The 20654-nt window shown below is 65.1% G+C and carries 15 protein-coding genes; 4 read left to right on the top strand and 11 right to left on the bottom strand.

Features of this window, described 5'->3' with window-relative positions; genetic code table 11:
* Positions 1–152: 152 nt before the first annotated feature.
* Positions 153–4217: a LamG-like jellyroll fold domain-containing protein gene (locus tag ABD791_RS15645; protein ID WP_345068408.1), complete on the bottom strand. Its 4065-nt coding sequence runs from the start codon at positions 4215–4217 to the stop codon at positions 153–155.
* Positions 4218–4522: 305 nt separating this feature from the next.
* On the opposite strand from ABD791_RS15645, the gene ABD791_RS15640 reads away from it, so the two are divergent.
* The gene (locus ABD791_RS15640) at positions 4523–5233 is read left to right on the top strand and encodes a CDP-alcohol phosphatidyltransferase family protein (protein WP_345068406.1); all 711 of its coding nucleotides are present in this window, start codon (positions 4523–4525) and stop codon (positions 5231–5233) included.
* Here ABD791_RS15640 and ABD791_RS15635 read toward each other — a convergent pair.
* Positions 5230–5916: an acyltransferase gene (locus tag ABD791_RS15635; RefSeq protein ID WP_345068404.1), complete on the bottom strand. Its 687-nt coding sequence runs from the start codon at positions 5914–5916 to the stop codon at positions 5230–5232. The genes ABD791_RS15640 and ABD791_RS15635 overlap by 4 nt on opposite strands.
* A 14-nt stretch (positions 5917–5930) precedes the next feature.
* On the bottom strand, positions 5931–7244 hold the full coding sequence (locus ABD791_RS15630) for a polysaccharide biosynthesis protein (RefSeq protein WP_345068402.1): 1314 nt from the start codon (positions 7242–7244) through the stop codon (positions 5931–5933).
* A 178-nt stretch (positions 7245–7422) separates the two neighbouring features.
* Between ABD791_RS15630 and ABD791_RS15625 the strand changes: the two genes are divergently transcribed.
* Together ABD791_RS15625 and ABD791_RS15620 are read left to right on the top strand one after the other, a co-directional pair.
* The gene (locus tag ABD791_RS15625) at positions 7423–8043 is read left to right on the top strand and encodes a DapH/DapD/GlmU-related protein (protein ID WP_345068400.1); all 621 of its coding nucleotides are present in this window, start codon (positions 7423–7425) and stop codon (positions 8041–8043) included.
* On the top strand, positions 8044–9171 hold the full coding sequence (locus ABD791_RS15620) for a glycosyltransferase (protein WP_345068398.1): 1128 nt from the start codon (positions 8044–8046) through the stop codon (positions 9169–9171).
* Here ABD791_RS15620 and ABD791_RS15615 read toward each other — a convergent pair.
* Complete coding sequence (locus ABD791_RS15615; RefSeq protein ID WP_345068396.1) at positions 9107–10624, bottom strand: hypothetical protein; 1518 nt, start codon at positions 10622–10624, stop codon at positions 9107–9109. The genes ABD791_RS15620 and ABD791_RS15615 overlap by 65 nt on opposite strands.
* Positions 10624–11352, bottom strand: coding sequence for a GDSL-type esterase/lipase family protein (locus ABD791_RS15610; RefSeq protein WP_345068394.1), 729 nt, complete (start codon positions 11350–11352; stop codon positions 10624–10626). The genes ABD791_RS15615 and ABD791_RS15610 overlap by 1 nt, the downstream gene beginning before the upstream one ends.
* Before the next feature lie 131 nt (positions 11353–11483).
* Between ABD791_RS15610 and ABD791_RS15605 the strand changes: the two genes are divergently transcribed.
* On the top strand, positions 11484–12869 hold the full coding sequence (locus ABD791_RS15605; protein WP_345068393.1) for a tyrosine-protein kinase domain-containing protein: 1386 nt from the start codon (positions 11484–11486) through the stop codon (positions 12867–12869).
* A 10-nt stretch (positions 12870–12879) separates the two neighbouring features.
* Here ABD791_RS15605 and ABD791_RS15600 read toward each other — a convergent pair whose 3' ends face one another.
* The 6 genes from ABD791_RS15600 to ABD791_RS15575 all read right to left on the bottom strand — a co-directional run bounded on the left by ABD791_RS15600 (position 12880) and on the right by ABD791_RS15575 (position 20274).
* Positions 12880–15024 carry a glycoside hydrolase family 71 protein gene (locus ABD791_RS15600; protein WP_345068391.1) on the bottom strand — a complete coding sequence of 715 codons (2145 nt, stop codon included), beginning with the start codon at positions 15022–15024 and terminating at the stop codon, positions 12880–12882.
* Between the two features lie 192 nt (positions 15025–15216).
* Complete coding sequence (gene pip, locus ABD791_RS15595; protein ID WP_345068389.1) at positions 15217–16173, bottom strand: prolyl aminopeptidase; 957 nt, start codon at positions 16171–16173, stop codon at positions 15217–15219.
* A 47-nt stretch (positions 16174–16220) separates the two neighbouring features.
* The gene (locus ABD791_RS15590) at positions 16221–16883 is read right to left on the bottom strand and encodes a response regulator (RefSeq protein ID WP_345068387.1); all 663 of its coding nucleotides are present in this window, start codon (positions 16881–16883) and stop codon (positions 16221–16223) included.
* Positions 16880–18334 (bottom strand): sensor histidine kinase, encoded by a 1455-nt coding sequence (locus tag ABD791_RS15585; protein WP_345068385.1) that lies wholly within the window; start codon positions 18332–18334, stop codon positions 16880–16882. Before ABD791_RS15585 ends, ABD791_RS15590 begins: the two co-directional genes overlap by 4 nt.
* Positions 18335–18469: 135 nt before the next feature.
* Positions 18470–19321, bottom strand: a complete 852-nt coding sequence (locus tag ABD791_RS15580; RefSeq protein WP_345068383.1) for an ABC transporter permease — start codon at positions 19319–19321, stop codon at positions 18470–18472.
* On the bottom strand, positions 19318–20274 hold the full coding sequence (locus ABD791_RS15575; protein WP_345068381.1) for an ABC transporter ATP-binding protein: 957 nt from the start codon (positions 20272–20274) through the stop codon (positions 19318–19320). Before ABD791_RS15575 ends, ABD791_RS15580 begins: the two co-directional genes overlap by 4 nt.
* Positions 20275–20654 lie beyond the last annotated feature (380 nt).

Genomic DNA, 20654 nt, shown 5'->3' with positions numbered 1-20654 from the left:
GCCACCAGAGCTAAAGCTGTCAGAGTTGCGGTCGTCTTTCGCATGTCAATCTGTCCCTCGGTTCAGCGGTCATCGATAAGAGTGAGTGGGTCGAAACCGGGCCACGTCGCGCAGGCGTGGCCCGAGGTTCGAATCGATCGGGTTTACCGATCTCACGGGGAGTAGGTGAGAGTGAGCAGGGGTCGGTACGCGGTCTGTGGCGAGTTGTTCGACCACAACCGGAGGTTGTCGACACCCGAGTCGATCAGCGCGAACGACACCGTCGTGCCCGTCGCACCCGCCAGATTTGCTGCGTTGAGCGTCGACAGGTAGTTGGTGTTCGTCGCTGTCGTGCCGCTCAGGGTTCCCAGGTCGGCACCGAGCCCGGTCGGCCGGTTGTTCCAGATGACGGTTCCCTCTGCCCAGGCGCCGGTCACCAGCTTGACGCTGGTGACGTCGATCGATCCGGCAGTGGGATCGGTCGAGGTTCGCACCCGCAGGGTCGCCCCGGTCAGGGTGGTTCCGGCTGGGGCCGGAGGCAGAGCGAATTTCAGATAGGACTCGATCGGTGAGTTGCCGCCGTCGCCCCGCGCGGAGAGTTGGGAGTCTGAACCGAAATTCGTCGTCGGCTGCACGCGGTAGACCATCGCATCCTCAGTCGGATTGACGGTCAGCACGACTGTCGCGGGTGGGGCGGACTGCACGGTCGCCGTCGCACTGGCGGAGGCTGCCGAGGCGTTCCCTGCCGTGTCCAGCGCGATCACCTTGTAGAAGTAGTCGCCGGCCGCAAGACCGGAATCCGTGTAGGACGTTCCGGCAGCAGCCCCGATCTTCGTTGAGTCGTCGGCGGTGAAGCCCGCCGACGCGCCGCGGTGCACCGTGTATCCCGTCACCCCGACGTTGTCCGTCGATGCCGTCCAGGACAGCGTGACCGAGCTTCCGGCCACCGCCGTCAGCAGCCCGGTCGGTGCGCTCGGCGCCGTCGTGTCTGTGATCGATCCGACGACTGCCGCCGAGGGCGCACTACGGTTCGCCGCCGCATCGACGGCGACCACCTTGTAGTAGTAGTTGCCGGCGGCCAGTCCGGGATCCGAATAAGACGCCGCTGCGGTATCGGCGATCTTGGTGGTGGCATCGGCGGTGAAGTCAGCGGCCGCACCGCGATAGACGCTGTACCCCGTCACACCGACGTTGTCGGTCGATGGCGTCCAGGTCAGCGAGACCGTGTCACCGGTCACCGTCGTGACGAGCCCGCCCGCAACACTGGGCGCTTCGCTGTCGGGTGCCGTGTTGGTGCCCAATTGGAAGTGGGCGGTGACGGCAGCGGCCGTCAGAGCGGTGGAGTAGACGGCGGCCTCGTCGATGGATCCGGCGAAGAACGCGTTGGTCGGCTGGGCCGGCCACCCGTTGAGGTTTCCGCCGCCGACGCGCCAGTAGCCGTCGTATGCCTGATTCGTTGTCGTCGGGTTGGTGCCGACGAGCGACCCGTCAATGTAGAGCTTCAGGCCGTCGCCGCCCTGTGTGCCTACGGCGTGATGCCAGGCGTTGTCGTTGAAGCCCGGCGCGGACTGTACCTGCTGGAACCCGTTGACGTAGACGCCGAACAAAATCGAACCGTTGTCGGCCATGTAAATCTGCTTGTCATAGTTCGACCCAGAGCCGGTCGCCGTGTTCTCGAATCCGATGATCTTGCCGCCGGTTGCCGTGGTCGTCTTGAACCAGGCCTCGGTACTGAACTGGGGCGAAGACGACGCCTGCGATGTTGTCGCGACGACACCCGCTTCCGTGCCGTTCGTCCCCACGCTCGAGCCGACCGGGATCGCTGCCGGCTGTTGCAGTACGACGGAGGGTCCGTACGAACCGGCCGACTGGCCGCTGAACGATGAGTCCTTCGCGGTCGCGGAACCCGCCGACTCGTCGAACCGCCAGTACAGATCAGCGTCATCCTGGAAGACTCGCGCACCATAGGCGTCGGCGGGAGCCGTCGGCACGGCGAGGGAACCCCCGGCCAGCGTGTAGTGCCGAGCGATCTGCTGCGGAGTCAGAACCGATCCGTAGATGGCTGTGTCATCGATCTGACCCGCGAAGAAGCTGCTGCTGGGCTGGTTGGGCCAGCCGTTGAGGGTGTCTCCACCGACGTGCCAGTTTCCGGTGTAGGACTGGCTGGTCGTTGTGCCGTTCTGACCGACTTTCAGCCCGTCGACGTAGAGCTTCATCCCGTTGGCACCCTGGGTCGCCACGATGTGGTGCCAGGTGTTGTCGTTGTAGGCGTTTGCCGTTCGCACGGTTTGCGTGCTCCCGGTGTAGACCCCGAACGTGAGCCGACCCGCATTGTCCATGTAGATGTGGCGGTCGTAGCTGTTGCTGAGGTTGGTGGCTCCGCTTCCGGTGTTCGGGCGACCGTTTCCGAAGCCCACGATCTTTCCTCCGGTTGTCGTGTTCGTCTTGATCCACGTCTCAACCGAGTAGGTCGTTGGTCCTTGTTTCTGCTGGTCGCTCCAGATGTATCCGTCGGTGCCGTTGAACGCCGCAGACGTGTCGGAGCTGCCGGCAATCGCGCCCGGCTGGTTCAGTGTCACACCGTTCTTGTACAGCCCTCCGAGACCAGACACCGTTGCCCCTGATTTGTCTTGCGCCCAGGGAGCCGCGGTCTCATCGAGGCGCCAGTACAGCTGCGCCCCGTCTTGGATGACCTGGCCGGGGTAGTCGATGCTCTTCGTCACGGCGCGGGCGGACACCGCTGCCGACAGTGCACTGGTGTTTGTGCCGTCGCTCGCCGTCACCCGATACGAGTAGTTCGTTCCTGAGACGACCGCCGTGTCGACAACCGTCACCTGCGGGCGAGTCCACCACATCGAACTGGCGGTTCCGGTCCAGATCGGTGAGGCGCTGCTATCGCGGTAAACGCGGTAGGTCAACAGGCTGTCGTCTGGATCGACGACCGTGCGGAATCGAACTTGATTGGCACCGGACGTCAGCGCCTCAGCGGCAACCACCGGGGCCGGCGGTGCACCGACATCCGTGGTGCCGAAGCGGGTCAGGCTCTGCTGCGCTTTTCCGTTGATCAGCGTGAACTCGCCCACGGCCCACAGGTACTTCTGGCCGCTCGTGCCGGTGGCCACGGTCAGAGCGCGCGGACCGATGCCCTCGCCGATTCCGTCATTCGCGGTGGGGAACCAGCCGAGCAGGGTCGGATCGTCGGTTTTCTGCGCGAGGAAGTAGTAGCGCTTGCCATCGGGGTACGCGTTGTTCGATGAGCAATCGTGCGCGTGGTTCGCCGAGTATAGGGTGCCCTGGTAGACGAGCACTGCTTGCGTTGCTCCCAAGCAGGTGTCACGCCAGGTCTGGTCGAGTGTCGTCCAGTTGATGGCGAAACGGCCGTCGAAAACACCGCCGCCTGTTCCCTCGTTTCCGCCGTAGAAGGAGGTTCCGTCAGACCAGAGCGTCTTGGTGACCGAGGTTTGAGAGATGAAGCCGAGCGGATAGTTCCGCACATTCGCACCGGTTGTGGCATCGACGACGGCGATCGAATGCGAACCTTGACCGTTGATCGTGTCGAAGTCGCCGCCGATCGCGACCTTGGTCATGTCGGGCGAAACCGCAACTGCGCGGCCGGCCTTGTCGGACGCCGGCGCCCAGGGCAGCAGGGCCCCGGTCGTCGCGTTGAGGGCGGCGAAGCGCAGCCGCGGCTGGCCGCCCACGCTTTGGAACTCACCGGCCAGGTACAGGGTGGTTGAGGTCGCGACCATGCCGTTGACGAAGGACGAGACTCCGACCGCCCTGAAGGGCTTCACGACGCAGGCCACCGGATCGATCGCGGCGACCCGCGCGACGTTGACGCCGCCGACCGAGCTGAAGTTGCCACCGATGTAGATGGTGTTGCCGTCGGGGGATGCGATCACCGTGCGAACCGTCGGGGTCGCCCCGTTCAGCGCAATCGCGAATTGGCAGCTGTCCGGCGCACCGGTGTCGGCGTTGAAGATCGCCACCGTTCCCTGGTTGCGCACCGCTCCCGCGCCGCCCGTGGGGGGCCGGATCTGCGAGAACGTGCCGCCAACGACGACTTTGCCGTGCACGGAGGCTACTCCGTAGACGGTTCCGTTGGCTTGCCAGGTGCTCAGGTCGTCGGCGCTGAAAGCGACGCCGGCCGACAACGCCGAAGCGGGGGCGAGCGGCCCCGCCATCATGAGTCCGATTACAACTATCAGGGTCGCGAAAATTGCGGCAGGCTTGCGCATAGCTATTTATCCCTCGGGTAAGCAGCGTCGTCACCAAAGGATCCGAGCAGCTGCGGGTAAACAGTGACAACCGTCATCCGTCGAGCCGAGCCTATTGATAGGTAAGCAATGCTCAGTTTCGGCGAAATGGAGGCCTCGCCGAAAGCTACGCCTTTCAACCCGCCGCGTGCAATCCCCCCAGATGGGGTACACGAGCGTGTCACCCATCCGGGGCCCCTGTCAGTCAGCGGCGCAACACGACTACGATCAGCGGAAACATTGTCGTCAGAGCAGTGCGCGCTCCACCGGTTGAGGGTTGGTTCACGATGAATTCGTTCACGCAGGCACTCGCAGAACTCTCGAGCGCGCAGAAGTCACGCCGAGGAGTGTCGCTCTACTCCCGCTTCGTCAATCGGCCGGCCGGGCGGATGCTTGCAGCGGCGGCCAACACACTCCGGATGACTCCGAACGGGGTGACGGCGGTCTCCGCGCTCGTGACCGGCGTCGGGATCGCGATTCTCGTGAGCGGCACACCGACTCCCGCGCGCGCCGTGACCGTCACGTTTCTTCTCATGCTCGGCTTCGCCCTCGACTCCGCCGATGGCCAACTGGCTCGGTTGACCGGGCGAGGATCAGCAGCCGGCGAGTGGGCGGACCACGTGGTCGACTCGGCCAAGATCGTTGCGATTCATGCCGCGGTGCTGGTTGTCGCGTTTCGGTTTCTGGCGGTCGACCCGCTCTGGTACCTGGTTCCGATCGGCTTTCAGCTCGTCGCCATCGTCACCTTCGTCGGCGGCCTCCTCACCGAGTTGCTCACCCGGTCTGCGCGTTCCGAGCGCCCCGTCGACGACAAGCCGTCGCCCATTCGGTCGATGGTGCTCCTCCCGGCCGACTACGGGATCCTGGCGGTGAGCTTCGTGGTGCTGGGCTGGCCTGACGTGTTTCTGGTCACCTACAGCCTGCTGTTCGCGGCGAATGCGCTCATCATGCTGATGCTGCTCGTGAAATGGTTCCGAACCCTCTCGAGCGTTCGCTAAATCGCATCCTCAATCGTCTCTCCGGTCGCCGGCACGTAGACCCGACTGGTGCCGGTGGCCGCGCGCGAGAACCAGTCACCGTCGATGGGACCGCGCAGCGTGGCGGGAACGCCGGCCCAGAGTCCCGGCTCCTGCTCCTGCCGCGTTCGAGTCAGCACCGACCCGGCCCCGAGAACGGACCGGTCGGGCAGCACCGCCCCGCCGAGCAGCAGACAGCGGGCCCCCACAAAGCTTCGATCGCCGATTCGTACCGGGTGGGCCACCTGCACATCCCGCCGCACATCGATGCTGTGCGAGAGAATCTTCGTCTCGTGCCCGGCGATGCACGAGAAGCTGCCGAGCACGACCGAACCGGAGCAGTCGAGCTGATGCCGGCTGGTGATGAACGAATGTGCGCCGACGATCAACGCGGCGCCATCCGGGTAGAGCTTCTGGTACACCGGGTGAGCGGAGATCACGTTGAGTCGCCCCACCGAGGAATGGTCGCCGATCGAGACGAGGCGCAGGTTCTTGATCAGGTTGAATCGCCCGATCCTGCTGCCCGGCCCCATCTGAAACGCGGTGACCCGCAGCACCAGCCCGGACCGAGCACGTGCGGTCGGGTGGATGTCATGGCCGAGGGAGCGGAGCAGGGCATTCTTCGCGGGATGCGCCGGCAACGTCCAGACGAGAGTCCGTAACACGTGTGTGAATCGAGTCATGCGCCACCCACCTCGACTTCCGGATCGATCGAAACGCTGCGTGATTGTGCTTCGGAGTGCGCCATCGCCTTCTGCATGCCGAGCAGCTCCAGGAGCAGCCGCAGCGAAAGTCCGGCAAGGATACCAGAGAGCGCGCCAGACGCACCGGCCAGGAGTGCGCCCAGTGCCACCAGTGGAAGCCCGACGATCGCACTGATGCTGGTTGCCTTCGCGGCGACGTCCAGACGGTTGAGAGCGGACAGGGCGGCCTTGGACGCCACGGATTCGACCAGGCTGACCGCGGTGATCACCGACATCAGCAACAGCGTGACGATGGTGGGATGAATGAGGCCTCCCCCGAGCCACGCCACCAGCTCCTGGGCGGCGACGAACATCAGAATACCCAGGATCGACGCGCCGATCGTGGCGGCAATCATTCCGCGCTTCACGCGAACCAGCAGCTCAGCGCCTCTGGCGCGCGGGATCCATCCCTGCAGTACCGTGACGAACGGCCCGAGCCCGACGATGACCTGGCGTTGCACTTTCTCAACGACGGCGTAGACGGGCTGCACGCCTGGCGCGATCAAGGAGACCAGAACGATCGGGGTTGCCGCATACAGTGACGACACCACCGTCGAGGTCAATCCGTTGCGTTGGGCGGCGAGCACTGTGCCGACGGGCCGGCGCTCGATTCTTCGCAGGGCCCGAAGCCGCCAGGGTCGCAGAATCCACAGGGTGCAGACGACGAACGCGGCGAGCATCCCGATCAACTGCCAGAGCACGCCCACCAACGCGCTGGCGCCCGCCTCCATCAGCAGGATGCCGACGAACGTGCCGGCCACGCGGGGAACCGTTTCGAAGACGAGCAGACGGTAGGGCTGGGAAAGCCCGACGAACCACCAGTTGGCGGTGAGCCCGACGCTTGCGGTGGAGAGCGCCCCGCAGGCGGCGAACAGCGCGTAGTCACGACCGACCGCCCAAGCGATGGCGAATGCTGCCGCACCGAACGGTAGACAGATCAGGAGTTTGCAGACGACCGACTCGGCGTACTCTCTCAGCCGACCCGGCGCATCCGCCCTGGCGATTGCAGCCGGCCCCGACATGCCCCAGCCGTAGGCGATGATGACCGCCGCGACACCGCCGATCGATTGCCCGGCAGCGATCATTCCCCAGGCTGCCGCCCCGCTGGCGGTCACCATCGACGGGATCGCCATCAGCGACACGACGGCGAGAAGAATCATCGAGAGCGCGTAGCCGGTGATTTTTGACAGGCCGGTGGTGACCCGGCGAAACCGGCGCCGCGGAGGCGGGGAGGTGGCACTCGCGTTCATCGCGACCGCTTGCCGAGCGCCGAATTGTCAGTACCACGACGAATCATGCGAACAAACTAGCAGCACCGCCGTCGGGTTGGCGGAGGGGACCTCCCGCTTCGGGCGGCACCGGCCGGCCGGGCGCCCGAAAACCAGGCGCACTCTAGTCGGCGCCTCGCCCGATGCGTACACTAGCCGCATGCCAGCGAGCGAACCGGAGATTCCCCTCCCGGAGGAGGGTGCGCCGCGATGGAATCTGGGCAACTTCGTCGGCAGCGGGTACGACCGGGGACGGGGCCCGCTCTGGCAGGTCGCGTGGATGCTGGTGTCCGGCATCGTCGTGGTGCGCTGGTGGTGCCCGGTCAGGCTCCGCATCGCCATCCTTCGCTGGTTCGGCGCAACGATCGGTGACAACGTCGTGTTGCGTCATCGGGTGCGCATTCATTGGCCGTGGAAGCTGAGCGTCGGCGATCGCTCCTGGATCGGCGAGGACGTCTGGGTGCTGAACCTTGAGCCAGTCACGATCGGCAGCGACGTGTGCGTGTCGCAGAGCGTCTTGCTCTGCACCGGAAGCCACGACCGGCACTCGCCGACTTTCGAGTTCGACAATGGCCCGATCGTGATCGACGACGGTGCTTGGATCGCCGCCAGAGCAACGATTCTGCGCGGAACCCGGATCGGCAAGAACAGCGTCATCGGCGCGACGTCACTGGTGACCTCTGACGTGCCAGACGGGTCATTTGTTCGTGCACCCCGTTCGGATGTTCGGGCGCCCCGCGCGGAGCGCCTGTCTGGTTCACACGACCGAGACCCTGTCTAAATGCGCGTGCTCTCGGTCGTCACCCTCATCAGCCCGAACGGCGAGTACGGCGGCCCGGTGCGCGTCGCGCTCAACCAAGCGGCCGCGCTGCGTTCCGACGGACACGATGTGGTCGTGGCCGGCGGGGCACGCGGATTCGGAAGGCAGCTTCCGCGGGAGGCCGACGGTGTGCCGCTCAAACTCTTCGCGGCGAAAACGATCGTGCCGGGAACCGGCTTTGCCGGGTTGGCCACTCCCGGCCTGCAACGGTGGATCAAGCAGGCTGCCTCCGGCTTCGACGTGGTGCACGTGCACGCCGCCAGAGATCTGATCACGCTCCCCCTCGCCGGCTGGCTGCAACAGGCCGGCATCCCCTACGTGCTCCAAACCCACGGGATGATCGATCGCTCCTCGCATCCGCTCGCGCGGCCGCTCGACGCGATGCTCACCCGCCGGGTGCTCGCGGGCGCTCGCACCGTCTTCTACCTCACCGCCCGCGAACGGCAGGATCTCATCGATGTCGGCGGCGCGCAGCTGCGGCTGCGTGAGCTGGTGAATGGGGTGCCCGCCAGTGACCGTCTCGCGTCGACCGACAGAGGCGACGCGACGGAGGTACTTTTTCTGGCCAGGCTGGCACCCCGCAAACGCCCGCTCGCCTTCGTCGAGATGGCGCAACGCCTCTCCGCTTCCTTTCCCGACGTGACGTTCACCTTGGTCGGCCCGAATGAGGGGGAAGGCGCGGCGGTGACTCATCGCATCGGCACCGGCACCGGCTCGGGAACGACGCGGCCGCAGATCGCCTGGGAGGGCCCGATCGCGCCGGAATTGACGCGCGAACGGATGTCCCGCGCGAGCATCTACGTGCTGCCTTCGGTCAACGAACCGTTTCCGATGTCTGTGCTCGAAGCCATGTCGCTCGGCCTCCCCGTCGTGATCACCGACACCTGCGGGCTCGCGCCGGCCGTGCAGGAGACCGGCTCAGGGCTCGTTGTCGACGACACCGTCGATGCCCTGACCGACGCGGTGTCGTCGTTGCTGCGCGATCCGAGTCGTGCCCACAGCATGGGCGAGGCCGGGGAGGCGCTCAGCCGCGACCGGTTCGGAATGCCGGCGATTGCGGCGGCTCTGACAGACGCCTATCGGAGCTAGCCAAACCGTCGGCGGCCGGCAGCCGGTTGTGTTTTCGCACGACGAGGAGGCAGAGGAGTGCCACGGCGACGGCGCCGGTCGCCTGCAGCAGTGATCCTCGCAGCAGGATCGTCATGTACACGGGAAAAATCGCACCGACAATCGCCCAATAGCCCGCGGCAGCAAATGCCGGGAGCAGCCGATCGTCCATCACCCGCAGGAAGTACCCCGTGGCGAGGAAACCGATGATCAGGGCGATGACGCCCCCGTTCACCAGGAGCTCTGCCCACAGCGGCGCCGAGAGATTCTCGAAACTGTAGCCCCGGTATTGAGCCAGCAAGATGCCGGTGTCGACCGGCTTGTCTGGCCAGATGCTGCGCGGCACCCAGAACAGGAGACTTCCGAGCGCCTGCCGCCCCGGTTCGACGAGGCCGTCGAGCCAATAGGAGAATGCGTTCGCGATCTGCCAGAACGCGTCGTAGTCGGGGTTTCCCTTGTACTCGCCGAAGAACCCGTCGCGCGCGAGGTTGACCTCCGGCCTGCGAAAGGCATCGGCGAGGGGGAACAGAAAGATCAGCCCGGCGAGTGCCGTGACGAGGGTCGTGCGCACCCGCGTCGGGTTGAGGGCAGCCCCCGCATAGAGTGCGAGAGCGAAAATGACGGTGCCGAGACTGTACCGAGCGCTGCTCACCGGATTCACAACGGTCAGGAGCAGCAGCGTCGCACCGATCAGCGGGATGGCGAACCAGCCACGGCCCTTCACGGCGGAACGGCGCACCTGGGCGAGAGCCCCGATCCCGACGAGAAGAGGGTAGATCGCCAACGAGTACATGATCGAGCGGATCGCCGGATCGCTCCACTGGGCTGATCTGGCGGCAAACGCCTGGTCGCGGCTGCCGAAGAGCGATCCCAGCCCGATCTTCGCAATGAAGTACGTGCTGAGGGCGACCCCTGCGGTCAGCAGAAGTGCGGTCCGCAGCGGATCGACAACGGTCAACTCTTCGGGCGCACGGGCAGAGAGCCCGCGCGATGTTGCATCGGCCGCTCGACGATTGCCACGAATGCGAGCCAGGTAGCGGCCGATTTCGTAACAGACGACCCCGACACAGACGAGCACCGCCGTCGGCAGATCGAGGCCCTCGTCGATTCCCTGCGTCGTGCGGGAGATGAGCCCCGATCTGATCTGCACGGTCGGCGCAATCCCCATGAAAACGTAGGTGAACATCCAGAAGAAGAAGTCGAACAGCATCGGGCGTCCGACGACGATCGTCATCGTCAAACGCAGTCCGGCCCACACGGTGAGGAGCACGGTCAATATCCACGCATCACTGCGCCCGACATCCGGAACCTGCAGAATGAGCAGGAGGGGCACGACGCCGGACAGCAGACCCCCAAGCACGGCGAACCCGAGGAAGGGCAGCATGCCGGTGGTCTCACCCGTCGGGGCGAGGGTGCCAGATCCGGCACTCTCCACTAGGAGAACGCCGCCTCAATCCGGGTCGCGATGGCGGCGTGCCCGGCGTCGTTTGGCGTGATCCCGTCGGCACCGACCATCGAATCGTCGAACACATTCGGTTCGAGCAGACTGATGTAGGTCGCGCCGGCGCTGGTCGCCGCGGTTCGCGTCGCAGCGTCGACGGCCTGAATGCGTTCCGTGACGTGTGAGGCGGTGGCAGCGGGTCCAACCGCGATCAGGGTGGCGTTGGGAAGTCCGACCCGCAACGCGGTGAACGACGCCGAGATTGTGGCGGCGATGACTGCGGGGTCTGTTGCATTCTCTGATTGGCCGACCGCGACCACCACAAACGACGGATCCAGCGCCACGGTCTTCGCAACAAGATCTTGGTACTTCAGACAGCCCTTGCCCCCACAGCTGGTGTCGGACGTGCCGAACAAGCTGTCATTCCCCTGTCCGGCAAAGTTCGCTTCGGTCCAGCCTTTCGCTGTTGCAAGCAGTGTCGTCCAGCGGGTCTTGGCGGTGCCAGCGCCCGATCCGGCGGCGCTGGAACCACCGAGAAAAACGGCGGTCGGATCAACCTTGTCCGGGGCGATCGTCGGCCACCCGCCTGCCTGGGCCGACGCATCCGGGGAGGTCATCGGTCGCAACGCGAGAGTCGCCATTCCAACGGCCACCACCGCGAGCAGGATGACCCCCAGCAGCGACCACCGCCCTGTGCGAGTATTTCGGCGCCGAGCCATCATCTGCCAATGATTACACACGAGTCGAATTTATGTCAGGTATAGTGCAGCAATCGAATCGGCTGTTGGTAGTCTCTTCGCATTGACCCCGGAGTGTCCGGGCCTCACGAGAGTTGTGGGAGGGTGGCGATCTCGTGGATCAACGCGGTTTTTGGAACCTCGTTCGTTCGCGCTGGATTGTCATTGTCACTTTCGCGCTGCTCGGAGTCATCGCAGCGTCGGCTTACGTGCTCACGACCAAGCCGGAATTCACCGCACAAACTGAGCTGTTCGTGGCGACCGTCGGAAGCGACAACACAAGCGAGCTGGCACAGGGCAGCAACTACTCACAGCAGCAGGCCCGAAATTACAGTGTGGTGGCGACCCGGCAGATCGTTCTCGATCCGGTCATCACCGCGCTCGGCCTCGACACGACATCCGCGGAATTAAGCCAGAGAGTCACCGCATCCGTTCCTCTGAACACCTCACTCATCTCAATTGCCGTGACGGACACGTCGCCGTCCCGTGCCGCCGCAACCGCGAATGCCGTGGCGACAAGCCTGGTGAACACGGTCGTGAGGCTGGTTCCGAAACGAACGGATGGCACGAGCCCGGTGCGCCTGGAGGCGATTCAGAATGCAACGGTCCCCTCCATCCCCTCCGCCCCGAACTCCCGGATTGCCATCCTCCTCGGCTTGCTCGGCGGCTTGGTGCTGGGAATCGCGTGCGTCGTGATTCCTGAGCTGGTGAGCGCCAGAATCCGCTCTGTCGACCAGATCAAGCAGATCGCCGATCTGAGCATGCTCGGGTCGATTGACTACGATCGCGGGTCGGCGAAGAGCCCGCTGGTCACAGAATCGCGACCACATTCGCTTCAGGCCGAGGAGTTCAGGCAGATTCGCACGAAGCTGCGGTTTCTTCAGGCCGGTGAACCGCACAAGGTCTTTGTCGTGACATCGTCGATTCCCGGCGAGGGCAAGAGCGTGGTTTCGGCCAACCTCGCGGCATCACTCGCCGCCTCTGGGACATCCGTCTGCGTGGTCGAGGCCGACCTGCGACACCCGGCGTTGGGCGACTACTTCGACCTCGACGAGACAGTCGGTCTGACCGAAGTGCTGGCGCGGGAGTCAGCCCTTGACGACGCGATCCAGGCGTGGGGACCGAACGGTCTTCGCGTGCTGCTCTCGGGCGACATCCCGCCGAACCCCAGCGAACTCCTGGCCTCTCCGCGCACGCGCCAGATTCTCGACGAGCTCAGACAGCGGTTCGAAGTGGTCATCATCGACTGCCCGCCGCTGCTCCCGGTCACGGATGCGGCGATCTTGGTCGGCGAGTTCGGCGGCGCGATTCTGGTCGTCGGGTCTGGCCGCGTCAAGGTGAGGGAACTGCGCAAGTCGATTGAGATTCTTAACTCGGCGGGAACGACGGTGCTCGGCACCATCCTGAATCTGGCTCCTCGCCCGTGGATGACCGGCTTTTCGAAGCAACCCACGAAGAAACCCCGCCTCCTTCGTCGTGGACGAACGAGGCGGGGTTTCTGATCAGCGTGAGCTACTTGTTGGCTCTGCTGCTTGCCGCGTAGTACTGCAGATCCTGCACAACGGGATTTGCCACGACGGCGAACGGTGACTTCACCGAGGCGATCGTCGTTCCGCTGCGTGCCGCACTGGCGGAGATTGATCCCAGTGCGAGCGGGAAGGTCTTCGTCCCGACACCGGCCGGAGCGTCGAACGAGGTCGGCTTGCCGCCAATGGTGACGGTGACCGTCGCTGCCGACTTCAGGAAGGTGAGAACCTCGACGGTGTCCCGCGGCTGAGTCGATGTGCCGCTCAAGGTGGGCGCCATCAACGTCTGCGCGGTGCTCGGCTTCGCCGCGAACGGCTGAATCCGGTGCGTCAGATAGATCGAGTCGCCGCCGATTGCCGGCGCCTTACCCGTCTTGAACTGGCTGAGGTAGTACGCGTTGATGTCGAGGAACGACTCGCCGTGCGCCTGGGACGGTGCGAACGAGGTGCCCTCTGAGTAGTCGTTCCAGGTGACGAGCTGCACGAACTCAGCGCCGCCGGAGATCGCGCGATCCCAGGATGCGCGCAGGGTCTCGGTGTTGTTCGACTCGTCGTAGAGGTAGCTGCGCGGCCGGACGTCCTGTACCGCGACGGGGGCCATCCACTTGGAGCCAAGCGCGTGAGCCTTCGCCGCGTAGTCCGGACCGTTCTTGATGGTCGTCGCCGTGCGCGTTCCCCAGTTGCTCAGCGCGTAGCTGATCGGGGCGAATGAGCTCATGTTTGCGTCGCTCGCGTTCAGGAACACCGCGATGAACGCCGTCTTGACGCCGTACTTCGTGGCCAGCTCGTTCTTCAACTCGCTCCACCAAGCGGCGGTCTGTCGCTCAGCAGCAAACGACGAGAGAACATACTCGCCGGTCGACAGCTTGTACGCGGCCGGGGACTTGTACAGCTCGGCGAGCTTGGCGGCGATCGTCGGGATGTCGGCCTTGCCGGCACTGGCCGTCATGTCGAGGTTCGGCACAACGGTGAAGTTGCGTCCGGACTGGGCTGCACCCTGCATGAGGGCAACGGTGCGTTCCCAGTTGAGCCCTGAAAAGCTCATGATGTCGACGGTGAACCCGTCGATACCCGCATCCGACGCCTCAGTCACTTCAGACTTCATGTCGGCAAGCTTCCAGTCGCCGGCGACCGGTGCACGGCCAGCCGGACGATCGCGAAGCAGACCACCGTAGGCAGCGTGGATTCCGCCCTCGCCCTGAGCAGTCAGGTAGTTCTTGGCGTAGTAGTCCGTGTCAGGAGTCTTGTTGTCGATCGAGACGGGGTACGGCGGGAAGTAGTGGGCAAACACCTTCTTGGCGGAGGTGTTCGATCCGGCAACTGCGAACGACAGATCCGTCGAGTTCGTCGGCGGAGTCGGGGCCGGAGTCGCCGTCGGGGTGGGCGACGGAGCCGGAGTCACGGCCGGTTTCGTCGGTGACGGAGTCGGCGTGGGCGTCGGCGTCACCGGGGGCTTCGTCGACGCAGTCGGCGTCGGGGTGGGCACAGGGGCAACCGGCGTCGAGCCGGAGTCGGCCAGCACCAGCGTCAACTTCGGTGCTGAGGCACCCTTTCCGACAAACGTCGTTCCGACATAGGCCTGCGAGTAGGTCAGTTCAAATGACGTCGCGGCAGTAGTTGAAATCGACTTCATGCTCGAGAGCGGCACCGAGATCGTCTTGCCGGCGACAGGACGCACAAGGCTCTTGGCCAGCTGAGTGTCGACGTGCTTCGGACGATTCTTGTCGGTCAGCGTTGCAGCGGTCCACGTTGAGGTCGTCGGATAGACCTGAACCCCTCCGCTGGTCGCCGCAGTCGTCGCCACCTTCAACTCGATCGAGGCCGAGACGACTGTCTTTCCCGCGCCGATCTTGGAGGTGTCGAACTTAATGAACGTCTTGTCTGCACCACTGGTCGCGCTCAGATAGGGCTTGTCGGCCTGCGGAGTCTGCGGAGCTCGCGTCGTTGTGAACGTGGCCGCTGAAGCGCTGAGAGTGGACGTCGTGTTCGGGGCGGCCGTCGCCGCGAGAGCCGGAAGACCGATCGACGTCGCGAGAACCGCAAGGGCGAGACCACCGATCGACAGTGCTGCGGCTCGACGCTTGGGCGGATGTGCTTTCGGATGAGTGTGTAGGCGCACCTTGCGGGCCATAAAGCGATTATCCAATTCTGTTTTCGTTGTGGCCGGATTCGGGTATCCAGCGACTAAGTACGAATAGGTCTCAGGCACGCTAACAGAACCGACTGAGTGCATCGGCTTTTAAATTTACAAGTTTACGATGTATAGGGCGATTTCACGGGATAACGACACACCCCCACTTCTGGTGTCGTCGCAGCGGCCGAATTACGGGGCGAAACGGTCGGTGGCAGTGACCAGCGCATCGAGGATGCCGGGCTCATCGAACGCGTGACCGGCATCCGGAATCATCAGAAACTCGGCTTCCGGCCACGCCCGATGCAGATCCCAGGCGGTGAATGCGGGGGTGCACATGTCATAGCGCCCCTGCACGATGACCGCAGGGATGTTCTTCAGGAGCGGGGCATCCCGAATCAACTGGTTCGGCTCGAACCACCCGTTGTTCTGAAAAAAGTGGTTTTCGATGCGCGCGAACGCGACGGCGAACGCCGGCTCTGTGAACTTGGCAATCGTGGCGGGCTGCTGCAAGAGGGTGATCGTCGAGGACTCCCAGGTCGACCAGGCGATCCCGGCACGCTCGCGCACATCGGCGTCGGCGTCATGGAGCAGTCGGCTGTACGCATCGATGAGGTGGCCGCGCTCCGCGAGAGGAACCGGGTCGACGAAACCCTCCCAGAGATCAGGGAAGACGGCGGCGGCACCACCCTCGTAGAACCAGTCGAGCTCGACCTGACGCAGCGTGAAGATGCCGCGCAGCAGAATCTCGCTGACGTGGTCGGGAAAGGTCTGCGCGTAGGCGAGCGCCAGCGTGCTGCCCCACGAGCCGCCACAGACCAGCCAGGTGTCGATGCCGAGGTGCTCGCGCAGTTTCTCGATGTCGGCGACGAGATGCCAGGTGGTGTTGGTGGTCAGGTCGGCATCCGCTGCACTGGCATGCGGAGTGCTCTGCCCGCAGCCGCGCTGGTCGAAGAGAATGATGCGGTACTTCTCGGGATCGAACACGCGGCGCTGGTTGGCGCTCGACCCGCCACCCGGGCCGCCGTGCAAGTAGACGGCCGGCTTGCCCTCCGGATTTCCCGACGCCTCCCAGTAGATGGAGTGGCCGTCGCCGACCTCTAGGAAGCCGGTTTCGTAGGGTTCGATTTCAGGGTAGAAGTCGCGCATGCTTCGAGCCTATTGGGCAATGCCTCGTGGGCGATGGGGCGTGCCGCTCAGTGGCTCCGGAGTCCGAGCTCGTAGGCGAGAATCACGGCCTGCACCCGGTCGCGCAGCTCGAGCTTGGCCAGGATGCGGCCGACATGGGTTTTCACCGTCGACTCTGACAGAAAGAAGCGAGTGGCCAGCTCCTGATTCGACAACCCTTCTGCGATGGCGGTGAACACCTCGCGCTCGCGGTCGGTGAGCATCGCGAGCCGATCGGCGTCAGGCGTCGGAAGCGCGGAGGGAAGCTTCGAACCGAAGAGTTCAAGCATGCGTCTGGTCACGCGCGGCGAGACTGCGGCATCGCCGGACGCGACGGCACGGATCGCAGCCACCAGCTCGCTCGGCTTCGCATCTTTCAACAGAAATCCGCTCGCCCCTGCACGCAGGGCTCCGAACGCGTACTCGTCGAGGTCGAAGGTCGTGAGCACGATCACGCGGCTCTCCGGCTGTGCGGCGGTGATGCGACGAGTCGCCTCGATGCCGTCGACGCCGGGCATCCGCACATCCATCAAAATCACGTCTGGACGTGTCTGAGCGGCTTTCGTGATCGCCTCGGCGCCATCGCCGGCCTCGGCCACGACGACGAAGTCGTCTTCGGCCTCGAGCACCATGCCAAATCCCACGCGCAGAAGCGCTTGATCGTCGACCAGCATGATTCGGGTTTGCGTCATTTCTTACTCTCTTCGTCGATGCTCACGTCGTCAATGCTCACGTCGTCAATGCTCACGTCGTCAATGCTCACGTCGTCGATGCTCATGGCTGCGCGCACCCGCCAGCCACCACCCGGCGACCGTCCGGCGTCGAGCGTGCCGCCATAAAGCGCCACCCGTTCCCGCATTCCGACGATGCCCCGGCCAGAGCCCTGCGAGGGGGTTGCCGGCCTGGGCCGACCGTCGTCTGACACGACGACCTCGAGTCGCCCGGGCAGCGAGCTGACCCGCACTGTCACCAGCGTCGGATGCAACGAGTACCGCAACGCATTGGTCAGCGACTCCTGCACGATTCGATAGATGGTCAGTTGGATGCCGGGATTCGCCGGCATCTGCCCCGACATCTCTAACCGGGTCGGCAGCCCGGCCGATCTGAACGACTCGATGAGGTCGGCCAACTGGCCGATACCCGGTTGCGGCTCAAGCGGCGGCAGGGACTGCACGGCCGATGGCTGGTCGGCGGCTGAGACCCGCGCCCCCGATGATGCGGCGGCTGACAGGTCTGCGCTCGCCCGCCCCGCGTCGCCGAGCGGTGCAACCGAACCGGGGGCGGCATCCGTTTCTGGGTTATCGGCCAACACTCCGAGCAGGCGCCGCATCTCGACCAGGGAGCCGCGGCCCGTCGCCGCAACCTGGCGCATCGCCTCACGCGACCGCGCCGGGTCTTTGTCGGCGATGGCATCGGCCCCGTCGGCGAGTGCCACGATCACCGACAGGCTATGCGCGACGATGTCATGCATTTCGCGGGCGATGCGCGACCGTTCGGAGATGCGGGCAAGCTGCGACTGCTGGTCGCGTTCGCGAGCGAGCTGTGCCGCCCGGTCGATGATGGCCGCGACATAGCGTCTGCGGTTGCCGATATTGATGCCGACGAGGGTGACCGCGAGCATGACGAGCGCGTACTGCACGCCGATATTTAGCCAGAATTCGCCGAGCGTGCTGCTGTGCAGCAATGCCCCGACCGTGCCGACGACGGCGGAAATCGCCAACCCGATCCAGGCCGCACGCACGCTGCGATAGACCGCGACCGCATAGAGAGCGATCGAAACGGGAAGGGTGCTGTCGCCCTGACCGAAATCGGGAAGGGCGAGAAGAAGCCCCAACCAGGTCACTCCGAGCACAATGAATGGTGCATGCCGACGAAAGAGCAACGCACCGCCCGTCGCCACGACGACAACCAGTGTGATGAGAATCTGCGGAGCCGCTCGGGGAGTCGGCATGGCGCCCGCCGCCCCCGTCGCTTCAAAAAGCAGCGCAATCAGCATTGGCACCAGATAGACCCCGGCGACGATCGAGTCGGCCCACCACGGATGCCGCGCCCAGAACTGGCGGATCACGCCCGGCGGCGTCGGCAGGCGCAGGTCACCCCCGTGCGACGACGGTCGCACGGGGGTGGAGCGCTGTTCGGTCATGGTTGGACTCTACGGGTTGGAGGCGGGAGCGACGTTCGGGCAGATGCCCATCCGCACGGCGGACAGGCGTGGCGCATCCGCCGGAGCGGGTGTGCCACGCCCTGTGCGGCGCGTCGTGTGATCGACGCGCGGACGCTACGCGTCGCGGCGCTTCAGCAGCACCGCGGCCGCGGCGAGGCTGGCGGCCAGCCAACCGAGAACGATCAGCAGGTTCTGCCACCACTCCAGGGAAACCGCGCCCATCGTCAGGCCGAACATTCCCATTCCCGCGTTCGAGATCAGGTACGGCAGTAGGTCGCCCGCCCACTCGGCCGGAATCATCTGCAGCACGATCGGCAGCAGCAGGATGATGCCGAGAGCTGCGGCGATGCCGCCCGCGCTGCTGCGCAGGATCGCTCCGATGGCCAGGGCGAAGACCGAGACGAAGGCGAGGTAGAGCGCCCCGCCGAGCAGCGCGGAGATCACGTCGGGGTCGAACAGGCTCGCGTGCAGGTCCTGGCCGGCCAGGATCGGCGACGCGATCAGGAACGATCCGATGGTCGCGACGGCTCCGACGACAAAGGTCGACACGAACAGCACCGCAGCCTTGGCCCAGAGCGCCGAGAGACGGCGCGGCGCGGCGGTCAAGGTGGACTTGATCATCCCGGTCGAGTACTCGCCACTGATCACGAGCACACCGAGCACGGCGGCGATCAGCTGACCGAAGAAGACGCCGAACGTCGATGCCTGCGCCAGGTAGCTTGCCTGCTCAGAGGAGGACAGCGCGCCGCCGCCGCCCTGCAGATCAAGCGACAACGACATGATCGTCGCCATGCCGAGCGAGACCAGCACCATCAGTGCAAACGACCAGGCCGTCGAGCGCAGGCTCCGCAGTTTGATCCACTCTGAGCGGATGATGCCGGCTGCGCTGAGCCCGGAGCCCGTCGGCACAAAGGTGGTGCGAGAGACGTACGGAACCGAACCGGGGGAAGAGAATGTGGTGGTCATCGTGCCGCCTCCGCGGTGTCGGCCGAGTTGGCGGTGATCGTGTCGGCGGGCCCGCCGGTGCGGTACTCCACCTCGTTCTGGGTGAGGGTCATGTAGGCCTCTTCGAGAGAGGCGGACAGCGGCGTGAGTTCGTGCAGCACGATGCCGGCACGCGTCGCGGCCTCGCCGATCTCGGGCGCTGAGACACCGACGATCTCGAGGACATCCTGTTCGATGTTCGTCACAGTGACGTCAGGCTGCGCGAGAAGCGTCGCCAAGTGGGCGGAGTGCGGGCTGCGCACCCGCACCGTGCTGCGCGTCGCGGCGGCGATGATCGAGTCGACAGGGGCATCGGCGATCACACGGCCGCGCCCGAGCACGATCAGGTGATCGGCGGTGAGAGCCATCTCGCTCATCAAGTGTGAGGAGAGCAACACGGTGCGTCCCTCGGCGGCAAGGCGGCGCACCAGGTGGCGCACCCACTGCACGCCCTCTGGATCGAGGCCGTTGACGGGCTCGTCGAGGATGAGGGTGGCCGGGTCGCCGAGCAGTGCAGCGGCGATGCCGAGACGCTGGCCCATGCCGAGTGAGAAGCCGCCGACGCGTTTGCGGGCGACGGATTCGAGGCCGGTCAGTTCGATGACCTCTTTCACCCGGCCGGCACCGATGCCGTGGGTGGCACCCATGGCCAGCAGGTGGTTGTAGGCGGTACGCCCGGTGTGCACGGCCTTGGCGTCGAGCAGAACTCCCACTTCGCGCAGCGGGGCGCTGTGTTCGCGGTAGAGCTTGCCGTTGACGGTGACCTGGCCGGCGCTCGGCCGGTCGAGACCGACGATCATGCGCATGGTCGTTGATTTTCCGGCGCCGTTCGGGCCGAGAAATCCTGTCACCTTGCCCGGCTGCACGGTGAAGTCGACGCTGTCGACTGCCGTCTTGGTTCCGTAGCGTTTGGTCAGGGACTGTGCCTGAATCATCCGTCGTCCTTCGCGTTTGTAAGTTGTGGTGGGGCCCGGTTTCGAGACGGCCCTGGCGGGCCTCCTCAACCCAAGTCGAAGCCTGAGGCCGACCCCACTACTGACGTTACGGATGAAGGATGGTGCTGCACATCGCCCGCAAGGAGGTTTGTGCGCGTGCTCGTGTCATACCTAGGTATGAGACGGATGCCCTGAGCGGCTCCATTTCGTTGGTCGAGGAGCACGCGACGCAGGAGCATGCGTCTCGAGACCAGGCGAGCCGACGTTCAAACGCAACCCAAGTCCAAGGATTGGCTCGCGAGATCTCGAGACGCGGCCTCCTTCGTCGGCTGCTCCTCGATCAACGAAACGTCATACACCTCATAGACGCGTGCTCGCGC

The organism is Glaciibacter kafniensis (assembly GCF_039538945.1).
Taxonomy (GTDB): domain Bacteria; phylum Actinomycetota; class Actinomycetes; order Actinomycetales; family Microbacteriaceae; genus Cryobacterium; species Cryobacterium kafniensis.
Note: the sequence above shows the minus strand (reverse complement) of the source record. Positions and strands in the feature narration are given on the sequence as shown.

Bases quoted from the DNA above. Each gene is read 5' to 3' on its own strand.
- ABD791_RS15645 (WP_345068408.1), bottom strand. From the start codon at position 4,217: ATGCGCAAGCCTGCCGCAATTTTCGCGACCCTGATAGTTGTAATCGGA.
- ABD791_RS15640 (WP_345068406.1), top strand. From the start codon at position 4,523: ATGAATTCGTTCACGCAGGCACTCGCAGAACTCTCGAGCGCGCAGAAG.
- ABD791_RS15630 (WP_345068402.1), bottom strand. From the start codon at position 7,244: ATGAACGCGAGTGCCACCTCCCCGCCTCCGCGGCGCCGGTTTCGCCGG.
- ABD791_RS15625 (WP_345068400.1), top strand. From the start codon at position 7,423: ATGCCAGCGAGCGAACCGGAGATTCCCCTCCCGGAGGAGGGTGCGCCG.
- ABD791_RS15620 (WP_345068398.1), top strand. From the start codon at position 8,044: ATGCGCGTGCTCTCGGTCGTCACCCTCATCAGCCCGAACGGCGAGTAC.
- ABD791_RS15610 (WP_345068394.1), bottom strand. From the start codon at position 11,352: ATGATGGCTCGGCGCCGAAATACTCGCACAGGGCGGTGGTCGCTGCTG.
- ABD791_RS15600 (WP_345068391.1), bottom strand. From the start codon at position 15,024: ATGGCCCGCAAGGTGCGCCTACACACTCATCCGAAAGCACATCCGCCC.
- pip (WP_345068389.1), bottom strand. From the start codon at position 16,173: ATGCGCGACTTCTACCCTGAAATCGAACCCTACGAAACCGGCTTCCTA.
- ABD791_RS15590 (WP_345068387.1), bottom strand. From the start codon at position 16,883: ATGACGCAAACCCGAATCATGCTGGTCGACGATCAAGCGCTTCTGCGC.
- ABD791_RS15585 (WP_345068385.1), bottom strand. From the start codon at position 18,334: ATGACCGAACAGCGCTCCACCCCCGTGCGACCGTCGTCGCACGGGGGT.
- ABD791_RS15580 (WP_345068383.1), bottom strand. From the start codon at position 19,321: ATGACCACCACATTCTCTTCCCCCGGTTCGGTTCCGTACGTCTCTCGC.
- ABD791_RS15575 (WP_345068381.1), bottom strand. From the start codon at position 20,274: ATGATTCAGGCACAGTCCCTGACCAAACGCTACGGAACCAAGACGGCA.